This window comes from Cutibacterium avidum 44067 (genome assembly GCF_000367205.1).
Classification (GTDB): Bacteria; Actinomycetota; Actinomycetes; order Propionibacteriales; family Propionibacteriaceae; genus Cutibacterium; species Cutibacterium avidum.
In genome coordinates this window covers 2,448,006-2,462,568 of the sequence record NC_021064.1, presented here as the reverse complement: position 1 = coordinate 2,462,568, position 14,563 = coordinate 2,448,006, and the positions used below count along the sequence as shown (strand labels likewise).

The window sequence follows — 14,563 nt, the reverse complement described above, 5'->3', positions numbered from 1 at the left end:
GGTCGTCGTTCTCCGAATCCTCGGGACTCATCGCCGACCGCCTTACCCCCCATGGCGCCCAAAATCCATGATCCGCGCAGCGCGAGGCCACTTAGGTTGCCCTAAGCAGTTGGTAACGATTTCATCAATTTCTTCTTCGAGGTCTCGCGCCCACCGGGGCGATCCGACAGAGTTCTCCCCAAAGCGGCCGGAACTACACCCGAGGGTCCGACATACGGGCACCATGTCTGTTGTGCCAGATCTTTGGACAATCTGTCTGCCACGTATGCGAGCCCGGGAGGTCCGGCCGCAGTGTCAAGGAAAGACGGTCACACACATGCGTACATCTCGAGGAGGAGGACTGCTCGCAGGCATTGTTGCGCTGGCGCTAGCAGCTACTCCGGCCGCGATGGCCGCCCCGAGTCCAACACCACCGCCCCTCTCTTCCCCTCCCGCGGCTCAGAAACAGTCCGAGAAGGTCAAGGTCATGGTGCTGTTGAAGGGGCAGCCCTCCGGACGCGGAGTTGAGAAGACCAATCTCGCCGAGCTGAGCCGCACCATCAGTGCCATTCAGTCCAAGGCCCCGATCAAGGTTGACCGCCGATTCGGCATGCTCCTCAAGGGATTCTCGGCCTGGGTGGAGACCTCTGACATCCCCACTCTGGAGGCCCAGCCAGGCGTCACCTCCGTCAAGCCGGTGCGCGCTTACAAGCCGGTCGATGACGACGCCAACCTGGAGACCGGGGCCACCGCAGCTCGCAAGACCGGACTCGACGGACGAGGCACTGTCGTCTCCATCGTCGACACCGGTATCGACATCAAGCACCAGGACATGCGTCTCGACGCCGAGGGCAAGGCCGCCGCCAAGCTCAAGGCTGCTGACGGATTCACCGACAAGGTGCCCTATGGCTACAATTTCGCCGACCGCAACAACAACGCCAAGGACACCACTGCCTCCCAGCACGGCATGCACGTTGCCGGCATCGTGGCTGCCAACGGTGGGGCTGACGCCGACGCCGTCACCAATGGACGCGTCAACGGAGCCGCCCCCGAGGCCCAGCTGCTCGCCATGAAGGTGTTCTCCAACGATCCCGCCAAGTCCGAATCGGCGTACACCGATGACATCGTCGCTGCCATCGAGGAATCGGTGCGACGCGGGGCTGACGTCATCAACATGTCTCTCGGCTCTCCTGACGGCGTGGACTCCGCCGACCAGGGTGAGGCCCTCGCCATTGCCAACGCTCAGCATGCCGGGGTTCAGGTCATCGCGGCCGCTGGTAACGACGGACTGTCGACCTCCACCCGGGGTGACGAGGTCGACGCCCTCGGGCTCCTCGACAATGGTGCCCTCGGCAGCTCCGCCGCTGCCCCGGCCGCCTGGTCGGTCGCCTCGATCAACAACGCCCACAAGATCGTCACTGCTGCGAAAGCCACCTGGGAGGGCGGTTCGGCCGAGGTCGGATATCAGCAGCAGGCTGGCCCCGCCGACCTCGAGGTCCACAAGCTGTGGCCTGCCGGCATCGGCAAGCCCGCCCAAGTCCCGGCTGAGGTCAAAGGCAACTGGGCCCTCATCGAGCGCGGTGAGATCTCCTTCGCCGACAAGGTGAAGAACGCCACCGCCAAGGGCGCGACCGGTGTCATCATCTTCAACAATGCCGATGGCGGGAACGACATCCCCGGCATGGCAGGCATCGACGGCTCCAAGGTTCCGGTCTCCGGCATGGGCCACGACGACGGACAGAAGCTCGCCGACGTGATGCAATCCGGCAAGGAGGTGTCGATCCAGCTCACCACGTCCAACAAGCTGGTCGACAACCCCGACCCTCTGCTCGCCTCGAGCTTCACCTCGTGGGGAGCCACCCCGGACCTCAACTTCAAGCCTGAGATCGCCGGTGTCGGCGGGTCCGTCTACTCGACCCTCAACGACAACAAGTACGGCGTCATGTCGGGTACCTCGATGGCCACCCCTAACGTCGCCGGACTGTCGGCCCTCATGCTGCAGTCCCTCAGGAAGACCAACCCCGGCCTGTCTCGCGTCGCAGCGGATTCCACCCTGCGCACCGCGATGTCGAACACCGCTGAGATCCTCAAGTACTCCAGCGGTGTACCGCTGGCTCCGCGTCAGATCGGTGCTGGGCTCGCCCAGGTTGACCGCGCCACCAAGACCCATGTGCTGGCGACCGTCGACGGCAAACCCAACGCTGCTCTCAAGGAGGTCAACTCAGCCCGCAAGGTCAACATCGCACTCACCAACCTCGGTGACAAGCCGCAGACCTTCACCACCAGCCAGACCTGCGTCATCAACGAAGACCACAGCGGCGACAACCCGCTGACTTCGTGCTCGACCGGGGAGAAGGCCTCCGCCGAGACCAGCACCGTGACGGTTCCTGCCCACGGGACCGCCAAGGTGTCCTGGACGGTCACGCCGAAGAGCGGGGACGCCCACTGGATCGAAGGCTGGTTCAAGTTCTCGTCCACCGACCCGTCGCAGCCTGACCTGGCCCTGCCGTACATGGGCTTCGTCGGCAATTGGAACGCCGAGGACATCATCGACACCCCGATCTACTCCAAGACCCCGTCGGTGATGTCGCAGGTCTTTGGTGAGAAGAACCCGCACAAGACCGTGCTGGCCAGCAAGGCCCTCGGCTCGATGACCGTCGAGCGCGGTGTGGGGCACAACTTCTTCTCCCCCAACGGCGATGGGATGCTCGACACCATTTTCGCCCAGACCCTGCTACTGCGTTCCGCCCAGGAGCTCAAGTTCTCCGTCGTCGATGCCAACGGCAAGACGGTCCGCGAGCTTGGTTCCGACCGCGACCTGCAGCACATGCTGCTGAACAAGCTCGCTCTCATCTCGACCAACGCCGCCGACAGCGATCCCGACCGGGGTTGGGACGGCAAGGTGTGGGACGCCAAGAAGGGTGCCTTCGTCACTGCCCCCGAGGGTAAGTACACCTTCACGGTGCAGGCCCGTCTGTCGCCGAACTTCAGCTGGCAGACAGTCGAGATGCCCTTCGTCCTCGACGTGACTGCCCCGAAGCTGGCCACCTCGGTCCGCAGCAACACTGACGGCACCGCCTCGGTCATCGTCAAGGTCACTGACGCCGGTTCCGGCGCCGGCCCGGTCGCCGCTCGCGATGGCTCGGGCACGATGCTGACCGCCGACACCACGTCGGTACCCGGCGCGACCGTCTTCACCGTCTCGAACCCGGCTGAGGCCAAGTACGTGCAGATCACTGGCGCCGACCGCGCCGCCAACACCACGACTTCCGTCGTCATGCTCGACAAGACGGCCCTGGCGACCCCCGACCCCATCCTCAACGGAGCCGTCGTCAACGCTGAGACCCCCGACTCCTCGAGCTTGTTCCAGATCGAGAACCAGCCCTTCCTGCGCAAGGACAAGACCCTGCCGGTCCGTGGTGTCGTCTCGGCCGAGGTCGCCAAGGTGACCGTCAACGGGATTGACGCCACGATCGACGCCAACCATCACTTCACCGCGATGGTCGGATGGGCCGAGGGTCACAACACCTACGAGATCGTCGCCTACGACGCCGCCGGCAAGGTCCTTGACCGCTCCACGACGTCGTGGATCGACGTCGACCTCAAGGGCCCGCAGCTGACCGCTGACGCCGCTCGCAATTCTCAGAGCCTCGTCACCGTCAAGGACGACGACACCGTCGACGTCTCCGGCGCCGTCTCCGACGACCAGACCAAGATTGGCGACCAACGTCGCCCGCTGACGGTCATGATCGACGGCAAGAAGGTCCAGGCGAATGCCGACGGCACCTTCAAGGCGACCGTCACACCGGGCAAGTCGGCCACCCAGATCGTCGTGACGGCCAATGACGGGGTGAACGTCACCACGGTCGCCCTGCCTCTCGACCGCCCGGTCACCGAGGACAACGCCTTGCACATCACCTTCGACGACCCGGCCATGGCTGATCCGAACTCCCCGTTCGGCCAGCAGAACGTCTTCCTGGACGGCAAGGACCCCAACATTGGCACCAAGACGAGCCCTCGTACCTACACGCTCTCGGGCACCTTCAACCGTGCTCCGAAGTCCTTCACCATCGAGGGCAAGGAAGTCCAGCTCGATTCCAAACTGCACTTCTCCGTCAAGGTTCCGATCAACCAGGGTCTGACCAAGATCGGCTACACCGTCACCGACACCACCAGGGGAGCCAAGACCCTCGAGAGTGCATGGCGCGTGTTCTACGACAGCCGGATCCCCAGTATCCAGCTTGATCGTCCGCGTATCGCCGAGGACGGCGCCATCTACATCACCAAGCCGTCGCAGGACGTCACCTTCGCCGGCCGAGTGTGGGACAACGCCTTCGGTTACAACCTGGCCATCAACGGCAACATCGTCAGCAACTTCACCAACATCTGGGATCCGGGCGCCACCATCAACAAGCGCGGATTCTCCGAGGATGTCACCGCCTCTGATGGCGACCGCATCCTGTTGGGTCTCTACGACCTCATGGGCAACGGCCTGGAGCAGATCATCCCGGTGATCAGCGATGCCGACGCCCCTGACGTCGAGGTTGCTGGCGTCAAAGCTGGTGACGTGGTGTCCGAGCCGACGACGATCACCGTCAAGGCTTCTGATGCTCACCTTGACAACATGAAGGTGACTCTGGACGGCAAGCAGGCCGCCTTCAAGGCCACGAAGGTGGTTCCCGCCGAGGGTGCCGAGGTTGCCTTCGAGGGAGAGCCGGACGACACCGGTGCCACCGCGCCGTCGATCTCTCCGTCGACTGAGGCCTCCGCCGCTCCGTCCGCCAGCGCTCCGACCACTGGCTCGGCTGTTCAGGCTGAGAAGGTCGCTGCCAAGGCCGCTGCTGCTCAGGAGACTGTCGACGAGGAAGCCGCCAAGGGTGACGCCAAGCCGCCCAAGACCGGTGAGGGCTACACCCAGCTGACGGTCGAGCTATCGACCAAGGACCTGTCTGCTGGCGCGCACCAGCTGGCCGTCACCGCCACCGACCGCGCCGACCGTCGCACCGACGTCGCCGTGCCCTTCGCGGTGGACGCTGCTCCGCGGATCGAGGGGCCGGCTTCCCTGGTCGTCGACCCCGACGAGGACATCCTCAGCCAGATCCGCTCCGCCTACAAGGTGGTTGACGATGTCGACGAGAACCTCGTCGTCGACGCCGACCTGAGCGGACTCGTCATGAACAAGGCCGTCCCGGTTGTCCTCACCGCGGTCGACTCGGCTGGCCACGTCGTCACCAAGACCGTGCAGATCACCATGCAGCGTCCGGAGCGGACCCTGGCCGGTGAGTGCGGGACGATGAGGGGCCGCTTCGCCAAGGGTGACTCGATCTCGATCACCTGCCGCGCCGACGACAATGGAGACGTCATCGTCACCGTGAAGAACGCCGGACCGGCCGTCGCCGGAACCCTCACCCTGAACGTGCCGACCGATCGCAAGATCCTCGTTCTCGAGAATGGCAGGGTCATCGGCACCGCGAAGGGTCAGATCGTTGACGGCAAGGTCGTCCTCAACTCCCCGTCGAAGATCACTCTCAACTTCGTCGCCACGAAGGCCGACCCGGGTGACACCCAGCCGACCATCCCGGGCAGGACGAAGCCGGGACACGACACCAAGCTGGGTCATGGCACCAGGCCGGGTAACAACGGTTCCAAGACCCCACACCGCCATTACCAGCTGCCCTCCACCGGTGGTGACCCCGCCACTGGCCTGACCGGTCTCGCCGGACTCGTCGGGATGGGAGCGCTGGCTAGCATGGCAGTTGCAGCCATTCGCAAGTCGCGTCGCTGACGCCTGGCAACGCATCGCCCCTTCACCTGTTGGTGAGGGGGCGATGTTCGTTGTGGGGGTTCTGGCAGGGACTGAGATCGAGGCCTGCTGTGGGGGCTGTCTCCGTCAGGGGCCTGACGACGATGCGTCGCGGTGGCGAGGTGTCAGCGGCCGCGTGGCGGCCCAGGAATGAGGATTTCCCCGCCGGCCCGCCATGCGCGCAGGCCGGATGCGAGGAAGTCGCAGGTGTAGCCCTTCTCCCGTACCCGGTCCACCAGGTGACCGGATCGGAACCCGGTGTCGCACACCAGGACGAATTGCGGATCGGGTTCAGCCAACGGGTCATCGCCATAGACTGCGGTGAACGGGTCGGCGATCAGATCCTTGGGATTGACGAGCCGCGCCCCTGGGGCGTGGCCGGCCTCATATTCGCGAGGAGTCCTGACGTCGACGAGAACTCCTCCCTTGGCGAGGATGTTGAGGACGTCGGGAAGCTCAAGGCCTCCCTCGGCCATTCCATGATTCATCAGCAGGTCGCGCAGTCCCATGTCTGCACAGTCTAGGGAAAAGTGACCGAACGGTGATTCACACCGTCTCGTACTGGGTGGCGACTCACCCGATGGCGAAAAATCCCGGCATGGCAGGGCCCGGGAAGCGTCAATGCGCGTTCCCCGGGCCTGCTGACGAAAATGGTCACTCTCTGCTCGACGCTGTCTGTCGACGAGCGGGCTGTGGCTCAGGCGTTGATGCCCTCCAGTACCGCGCGAACCTCCTGCGGAGTCGAAGCCGACATCAGACGGTTGCGGAAATCAGCCTTGACGAGATTCCGTGCCAGGGAGGCCAGGATACGCAGGTGCTCGTTACCAGCTGCGGCCGCGGGAACAGCGATGAGAAAGACGAGGTTGGCCAGGGAACCGTCCGGGGCTCCCCAGTCCACTCCCTCGTCGCTGCGAGCAAAGGCCAGGGCCGGACGATCGACGCCATCACACTTGCCGTGCGGAATCGCGATGCCGTCACCCAGACCGGTGGTTCCGACATCCTCACGGGCGCGGACGGCCTTGAGGAGCACATCGCGGTGGACCAGCGCACCGCTGGCACCGATGAGGTCAACCATCCTCTCGATGGTGTCATTCTTGTTCCCTGCACTCAGAGACAGATCAATCGATCCTTCGGCGAGCAGATCTGCAATCGTTGCCATGTTGTTTCTCCTAACGATGTCGTTGTGGGGTCAAGGTCACGCCGCGACGGCACGTTCCTTCTTCCGAGCTGCTGCTTTCTTGAGGGCCAAGGACATGAATGCCGTCACCAGGGCACCGATGATGATCGCGGCGAAGAAGCCGAGGATGGGGCTGCACGCGCCGAGTACGCCGACGATCGGTCCGCCGTGCATGACGACGTCGTGCACCCCGAACATGCCGGCCAGCACAGCGGCGACGGCTCCACCCACCATGTTCGACGGGATGACACGGGCCGGGTCAGCTGCGGCGAACGGGATGGCACCCTCGGTGATGCCGAACAGACCCATGAAGAGAGCGGCAATACCGGCGTCACGCTCCTGCTTGGTGAATAGATGACGATCAATGAGGGTGGCCAGGCCCATGCCGAGCGGGGCGACCGGGATGGCGGCTGCGGCCAGACCCATGACCTTGCCCTGGTCGACGGCGATCATGCCGCCGGCGAAGAGGAAGGCCACCTTGTTGACCGGCCCGCCCATGTCGAAGCTGACCATGAGGCCGATGATGATGGCGAGGATGACGATCGAGGAGGTCGTCATACTGGCCAGGAAGTTCGTCAGGCCGTTGAACAGGGCCGCCAGCGGGCGGCCGAGCACGTAGACGTAGAGCAGCGAGACGACCGCGGTGCCGAAGATCGGGATGATGAGAATCGGCACGATTGGCTTGACGTACTCATGCCACGGGATCTTTCGCATCCACTTGGCGACGTAACCGGCGATGATGCCGATGATGATGGCGCCGATGAAACCAGTATTGAGGCCGGTCTTGGCGCCGTCAGGGGCAGTCGTCGTCAGGTAGGGGAACTGGTCGCCGCTGTTGGCGATGAAACCGGACACCATGCCGACGACGAGGCCGGGACGGTCAGCGATGGCCTGAGCGATGAAACCGGCGAGCACCGGAATCATGAGGGAAAAGGCCAGAGTTCCAATCTGCAGGATGGTCTGCCAGAAGCTGCCCTCGGGGACGGCGACGCCGCCAGCAGTGGGTTTGCCGCCGATGCCCAGGGCCAGGGCGATCATGATGCCGCCACAGACCACGAAGGGGATCATGTGGGAGACCCCGGCCATCAAAGCGGCGTAGAGGGTATGCCCGACGGAACCCTTGTCGTCCTTGCCGGGCTTGGCAGGGGTGACTCCAGCGGAGACCTCGGCGGGCTCGGTTTCGAGGTCCTCCTTGGCCCCGCCACGAACGGGGGCGGACAGGGCCTTCTCCATGAGCTCGGCCGGACGAGCGATGCCGTCCTGAACACCGGTGACGAGGACGCGCTTGCCGTCGAAGCGGGACAGGTCGACCTCGGTGTCAGCCGCGATGATGACAGCATCGGCCTCACGGATGTCCTCGGCGGTCAGCTCGTTCTCGACGCCGATCGACCCCTGGGTCTCGACCTTGATCTGGTCACCGGCTTCCTTGGCCGTCTCCTCCAATTTCTCGGCTGCCATGTATGTGTGGGCAATACCGGTAGGACATGCTGTGATTCCGATGTATTTCTTCATTGTTCTCCTTGATGTGGGGGTGCGCTCGCCCGTCTTTGTCGGGCACTGGGATGACACATCGTCGTCGGCACAAATGTCCGACGTGATCAGATCCGTCAGGCGACTGGGGCTCTCCACACCACAACGAGCGGATCCCCACGAATCTCCTCGCCAGACCAGGCACGTTCGGTCATGCTACCTGCCGCCCCCTGCACGATCCCCATCGACCTTGAGCTGTCCTCGAGCCGAGTTCCCCCGGGACCCCACCAGCACGCGGTGAGAGCCTCCCGGTGACAAAAATCTCCGCCCCACCAGGCACCTACGCACTGGAGTGCCTGGTCCGTGCCCGTACTGACGAAAAACGCCAAGGAGAACCAACGGATAGGTCAGGCTCCATCACGGCTTGCCGATCCGCTGGTAACCTTCAGCCCTTTCGGGTGCGATCGGAGGTCACGGGCCTCTGGACATATGTCGCGTCGACTCTGGCAGCTCCTTTCTCACCATCAGGACGATGGAGAAAATCACTCCAAGGATGAAGGTGATGTGGGGAAGGGACCCCGCGAGACATCCTCGGCGCGCCTTGGGGCGTCCTGGGCCAGGAATACCGACGAGGTTGACAGGCCCATGCCGATTGCGACGCCGATGAAGGAGATGGCAACGAGAGGTCTTGTCATCGGGGGTAAGGGCAAAGGTGTCGGAGAGGAACACCATGGCCACGTTGAAAATGGAGAGGTTATAGCCATCAATGAACTCTCTGAATGCAATGAGAGGGGACGACCACTTCTTGATGAATCTCGCGCGATCTTCACCCACATAGATCGCGCCGGTCGAGTTGTGGTTCGTGGCGGATGGATTCCTTCGTCTCGAGATACGCACGTCTAGAGATACGCAGCGCTGCGCGTCGCGAGCTAAATTATCACGCAATAAAATCGGCAATCGAATGGCCCACAGAAATATGATCGTGACATATGCCCCGATGAAAGGGGCACCGAGCCGACGGGCGCAACCTGTTCCTCACCTGCGGATCAAGAATCTCAGCGGGGGCTCGATTGGCGCGCACCAGCCGCGCCATGACAACGAGGTCAGGACGAATTGAAGAGTAGAAATGGAAGTATCCAGGGCAAAGATAATTCTGCCCCTCTTCGCCATCAATCGAGGTCATGAAACGATCCTTGGGACACCCACCCTGACACATTCTCAAGTGCGGACACCTGCGACATTGCTGGTTCAGCTGAAGATTCTCCTTCTTGGAGAATTCTCGCATCGTGTCCGTTGAGACCAGCTCCGCGAAGGACTTCTCTCGAATGGACCCAAGACGCCAATCAGGCTCAACCCAGTGATCGCATGCATAGACGTCTCCATTGAATTCCATGGCTACGTTGTTGCCGCATTGCGGGGCATGAACGCACACCGGGTGAATGCCGAACATGGCCGACAGCGCAGCGTCAAGATCCTGAATGAACACCGCCCCGACGTCATGCTGAACCCATTCCTCGAAGATCTCGGTGAGGAACTGACCATAGGCCATCGGATCAACGCTGCGGGACGTCACGGCAGCGCCCTCCTGGCGATAGAGCAGCCGCTCGCCGGACGCCGTCCGCCATCCCGCCTCAGCAACTGGAAGATCCTTGTCGTTCACCCTCTCGACGATGGGGATGAACTGCAGGTACTGAGCCCCTAAATCATCACGGAAATGCCGATAAATCTCGACCGCTGAATGCTGATTGGCGGCATTGACGGTGCACAAGATGTTGGTCAGAACTCCCGCTCTCTGCAGAAGACGGTATCCGCGCGCAACCATGTCATAAGTGCCACGTCCACCACGGTTCTTGCGGTACGCATCATGGAGATGGGCCGGGCCATCGATGGACACACCGACCAAGAAATCTTGCTCAGCCAGGAAAGCCGCCCATTCTTCATCAATGAGGGTGGCATTCGTCTGAATGGCATGAGTCACCTTCTGACGCGGTCGCCTGTACTCGTCAGCAAGTTCAACAACCCGGCGGAAGAACGGCAGCCCCCTCAACGTCGGCTCGCCGCCCTGCCACAACATCATGACCTCACCGTCGTTGCTGGCAGCCAGGAACTCCACGATGTAATCGCGCAAGGTGTCGTCGTCCATCTGCTGACGCGGCGCGCCGTACAGCAACTCCTTCGACAGGAAGAAGCAATACTCACAGTCCAGATTGCATGCTACACTTGTCGGCTTTGCAACCACTGACAGGGGCAGACACTGACGTACGAGGGGCCTGGAGCTCCCCTTGGCCGATGCGTGGGGTGCCATTATTCCCTCCGCTGTCTTTTCACACGCGCCAACACCGGCAGGACAGCATGCCCGCTCGTCACACCGATTTACCACGCGAGCTGTGGAGAACTCAGTCCTTGGGGTTCTCCTTACCGGCCTTCCGACGCACCGCGATCCTGCTGTACATCTCCTCGACGATCTCGGTGAATCTCTTCTCCACCTCACGACGTCGCACCTTGAGGGTCGGTGTGAGCAGGCCATTGTCCATCGTGAACTCGTCCCACAGCACCCGTAGGTCACGGATCTGTTCCTGGTGAGGCAGCTTCTCCGTGATCTCGGCCACACGACGCCGAATCTCCTCGGCCAGCTCCTCGGATCGCAGCATCTCCGGCCCGGTCATCGACGAGATGTGCAGCCTCTCGGCGATCTCCTCCACCTGAGGCAGAGACGGCTTGACGAGCAGGGTCAGGCACGGACGATTGTCGCCCAGCAGCACCGCATGCTCGAAGAGCGGATCCTTCATGAGGGAGTTCTCGATCGGCTGCGGAGAGATGTTCTTGCCATTGAGGGTGACGATGATGTCCTTGAGCCGATCGGTGATGACGAGGAAGCCGTCGTCGTCGATGTACCCGATGTCGCCGGTGTGCAGCCAACCGTCCTCGATCGCCGCAGCCGTCTCCTCCGGGGCCTTCCAGTACCCCTTCATGATGTTCGGTCCGCGGTAGAGGATCTCCCCGTCGTCAGTCGTCGACATCCGGCTGCCCACCAGCGGCCTACCGGCAGTGCCGAACTTGCACCCACCAGGGGAATTGAAGCTCACCAGTGGGGATGCCTCAGTCAGGCCATAACCCTGGCACACCAGCAGACCGCACGCGGCGAAGAATTCCTCGACCTCCTTGCGTAATGGCGCACCACCGGCCGCCAGCACGGTCTTGGGCCCTCCGACGGCGTCACGAATGGCCTTCAGGACGAGACGATCGGCCACCTTGTGTCGTGCTTCCAGCGAGACGCTGGGACGACGTCCGTCCTGCTTGGTCTGCCACCACTCGCGCCCGACCTCGAGCGACCACTCGAAGATCTTGAGCTTGGCGGGCGAATCGGCGACCTTCTCCCGCGCCACCTTCATAACCTGCTCATAGAGTTTCGGCACCGAGACGAAGAGGGTCGGACGAACCTCTGCCAGCATCTCCGAGATCGTCTTGGGATTCGGCACGAAGGTGTTGAGGCAGCCGTGTCGGATGACCACCATCGACCAGCCCCACTCCAGGGCGTGCGACAGGGGAAGGAAACTCAGCGAGTGGTCGGCCGGGGTGAAGTCGAAGAAGGCGTCAAGAGCCTGCAACTCAGCCAGAGCTGCACGATGGCTGATCATGACTCCCTTGGGCTCCCCGGTGGTCCCCGAGGTGTAGATGAGGGCGGCGACGTCGTCGGCGCATGATTGCCTCATGCGCTCCTCGACGACGGGCTGCATCTCCTCAGAGACCCCAGCCTGGCGGACCTGTTCCAAGGAGAGCACCGTCAGCCCATCGTGATCACCAACGCGATCAGCTGGGTCGATCAGCACGACAGTCTCCAGGCAGGGCATCTGGTCCCGTGCTTCGAGAATGCGATCAAGCTCCTTGGGTCCAGCGGTGACGATGACCCGAATTCCAGCATCAGTGACGATGTGGACGATCTGGTCGGGAGTTGACGTCGGGTAGATCGGCACCGGGACGACGCCGATCGTCATGCCCGCAAGATCAGCCTCGATCCACTCCGGGCAGTTGCCGGCAAACAGGGAAATACGATCCCCCCGCTGCAAGCCATCCTCGGTCAGCACCCCGGGGGTGACGAATGCTCGCGCCAAACCAGCAACGCGTCGACCCGTCTCAGCGTAGGTGCGAATGATCCACTGGCCATCCTGACGAACCCGAGTCGCGGGACGAAAACCATGGTTCGCTACCGTGCCACGGAACATGTGGGCAAGGTGATTCTCGACGAGACTCTCGCCCGGTGTCGGCTGGCCGAGAAGTTCCCCGGCTGGGTCGCGTTCAGCCTTGTGGAACTGATGTGTGCTCGATGTCATGACCGTTCCCCCTCGCCGGTGTAGACCTGACACCCCCATCGTAATGTTCTCTGATCGTCCGACGCGGGTAGCCCTCACAAGCGCTCCCGCAGCCAGTCGATATCGCGCGCCTGACCCTCGGCATCCCCCGGTGTCTCGACGACGACCGGAGCGTCCGCAGCACGGATGACGTCGACGAGGGCGTCGGCCCCGCACTCCCCCTCACTCAGGTTGGCGTGGCGATCCCGTCCGGAACCAGCCGGTCCTTGCGAGTCATTGGCATGCACGAGGTCGATCCGACCCGTGATTCCACGGACGTCATCAACCAACGTCGTCATGTCGAGACCAGCCGCGAAAGCGTGACAGGTGTCCAGACAGAACCCGACATTCTCATGACCTGACGCGGCACCGATGGCCTCCCAGGTCCCTGACAGTCTCTCCAGGAAGCGAGCCATCGCGTTGTCCCCGCCAGCGGTGTTCTCGACGAGGAGCGGCACCGGGAACTCGAAGCCGTCGATGGCCTTGCGCCAGTTGTCCTGCCCCTTCTCGATCGGCTCCCCGGCGCGTACGTGACCACCATGGACGACGACGCCTGTCGCCCCCACCTCGGCGGCGGCGTCAAGGGTCTGCTGCAACAGCTTGCGGCTGGGAATGCGGATGCGGTTGTTGAGGGAAGCAACGTTGATGACGAAGGCCGAGTGCACCACGAGCTTCAACCCGGCTTCCTCAGCAGCCTCCTTGAGGGCTTGGGCACCTCCGGGAAAGCCGCAGACCGGCTTCTTCCAGGACTGCGGGTCCCCCAGGCTGATCTGGGCGATGTCGGCTCCGCGTGCTGCCGCCTGTGCCACGGCGTCGGCGGTGTCGACATGACCGCCAATGATCCACTTGGTCATGCCAACACTGTGCCACGAGGAACCGACCGTTCCGTGACTGACGCTGTTCGCTTCAGCGGAACGCCAACGAAAGTCCATCTGAAGATGGTGACCGTCCCCCGAGTGCCGTAGATTGGAAGGTATGGCAACGAGCATGGTCACGGGTGGAACATCAGGTATTGGCCGCGAGTTCGTCACCCAACTGGCTGCCCGTGGCGACGACATCGTGATCGTCGCCCGCGACACCGAGCGGATGGCCACCATCAAGGCGGACGTCGAAGCCCGTTACGGGGTGTCCGTCGAGACGATCGAGGCGGACCTCTCGCAGCGCGAGGACGTCGATCGGATAGCCGCACGTCTCGAGAATCCCGCCCACCACGTCGATCTGCTCGTCAACAACGCCGGCTTCGCGGTACACGCCAAGATCCTCGATCCTGACGCCCTCGAACTGCAGGACCGAGCCTTCGAGGTCATGATTCGGGCGGTTCTGGTGCTCTCGGCCGCAGCCGGGCGAGCCATGAAGTCCCGCGGCCACGGAGCCATCCTCAACGTCTCCTCCTCGAGCGCCTGGATCAACACCGGCAATTACTCGGCCGTCAAGGCGTGGGTGCTCACCTTCACCGAGGGCCTCGCCAATGAACTTGCCGGCACCGGCGTCAAGGCCATGGCCCTGTGCCCAGGGTGGGTCCACACCGAGTTCCACTCCCGCGCCAACGTCACCGCCAACCACCTGCCGGACTTCTTCTGGATCGACGCCGAGACCCTGGTGCGCGAAGCCCTCAATGACCTCGATCATGGCAAGGTGGTGTCCATCCCCACCCCACTCTGGAAGTTCTTCATCGCAGTCGCCACTCACACCCCACGATCCGCCATGAGATTCCTGTCACGAACCCTGTCCTCATCGCGGGACAAGGACGAACACCCACAGCACACGTCGGGAGGCGAGGCCTGA

General features: G+C 63.0%; 8 protein-coding genes and 1 pseudogene. 3 read left to right on the top strand and 6 right to left on the bottom strand.

The genetic code is table 11. The features are described from left to right. Positions 1 to 67: 67 nt before the first annotated feature. Together PALO_RS13110 and PALO_RS13180 are read left to right on the top strand one after the other, a co-directional pair. Positions 68 to 2,482, top strand: a pseudogene (locus tag PALO_RS13110) (S8 family serine peptidase); the annotation flags it as partial. Between the two features lie 3,072 nt (positions 2,483 to 5,554). Next, positions 5,555 to 5,764: a hypothetical protein gene (locus PALO_RS13180; protein ID WP_373430822.1), complete on the top strand. Its 210-nt coding sequence runs from the start codon at positions 5,555 to 5,557 to the stop codon at positions 5,762 to 5,764. 143 nt (positions 5,765 to 5,907) lie between these two features. On the opposite strand, the gene PALO_RS11175 is transcribed toward PALO_RS13180, so the two are convergent. The 6 genes from PALO_RS11175 to PALO_RS11145 form a co-directional block, all read right to left on the bottom strand. Then, a complete protein-coding gene (locus PALO_RS11175; RefSeq protein ID WP_015583633.1) occupies positions 5,908 to 6,291 on the bottom strand; it encodes a rhodanese-like domain-containing protein in 384 nt (127 codons plus the stop codon). A 188-nt stretch (positions 6,292 to 6,479) separates the two neighbouring features. Beyond that, positions 6,480 to 6,941, bottom strand: coding sequence for a PTS sugar transporter subunit IIA (locus PALO_RS11170; RefSeq protein ID WP_004809787.1), 462 nt, complete (start codon positions 6,939 to 6,941; stop codon positions 6,480 to 6,482). 36 nt (positions 6,942 to 6,977) lie between these two features. Continuing rightward, on the bottom strand, positions 6,978 to 8,471 hold the full coding sequence (locus PALO_RS11165) for a PTS fructose transporter subunit IIC (protein ID WP_004809789.1): 1,494 nt from the start codon (positions 8,469 to 8,471) through the stop codon (positions 6,978 to 6,980). 895 nt (positions 8,472 to 9,366) lie between these two features. Beyond that, the gene (locus PALO_RS11155; protein WP_080634313.1) at positions 9,367 to 10,734 is read right to left on the bottom strand and encodes an anaerobic sulfatase maturase; all 1,368 of its coding nucleotides are present in this window, start codon (positions 10,732 to 10,734) and stop codon (positions 9,367 to 9,369) included. 91 nt (positions 10,735 to 10,825) lie between these two features. Continuing rightward, entirely contained in the window at positions 10,826 to 12,760 is a 1,935-nt protein-coding gene (locus PALO_RS11150; RefSeq protein ID WP_015583630.1) for an AMP-dependent synthetase/ligase, read from the bottom strand. A 74-nt stretch (positions 12,761 to 12,834) separates the two neighbouring features. Continuing rightward, positions 12,835 to 13,632, bottom strand: a complete 798-nt coding sequence (locus tag PALO_RS11145; RefSeq protein WP_004809799.1) for a deoxyribonuclease IV — start codon at positions 13,630 to 13,632, stop codon at positions 12,835 to 12,837. 121 nt (positions 13,633 to 13,753) lie between these two features. Between PALO_RS11145 and PALO_RS11140 the strand changes: the two genes are divergently transcribed. Then, positions 13,754 to 14,563: an SDR family NAD(P)-dependent oxidoreductase gene (locus PALO_RS11140; protein WP_004809800.1), complete on the top strand. Its 810-nt coding sequence runs from the start codon at positions 13,754 to 13,756 to the stop codon at positions 14,561 to 14,563.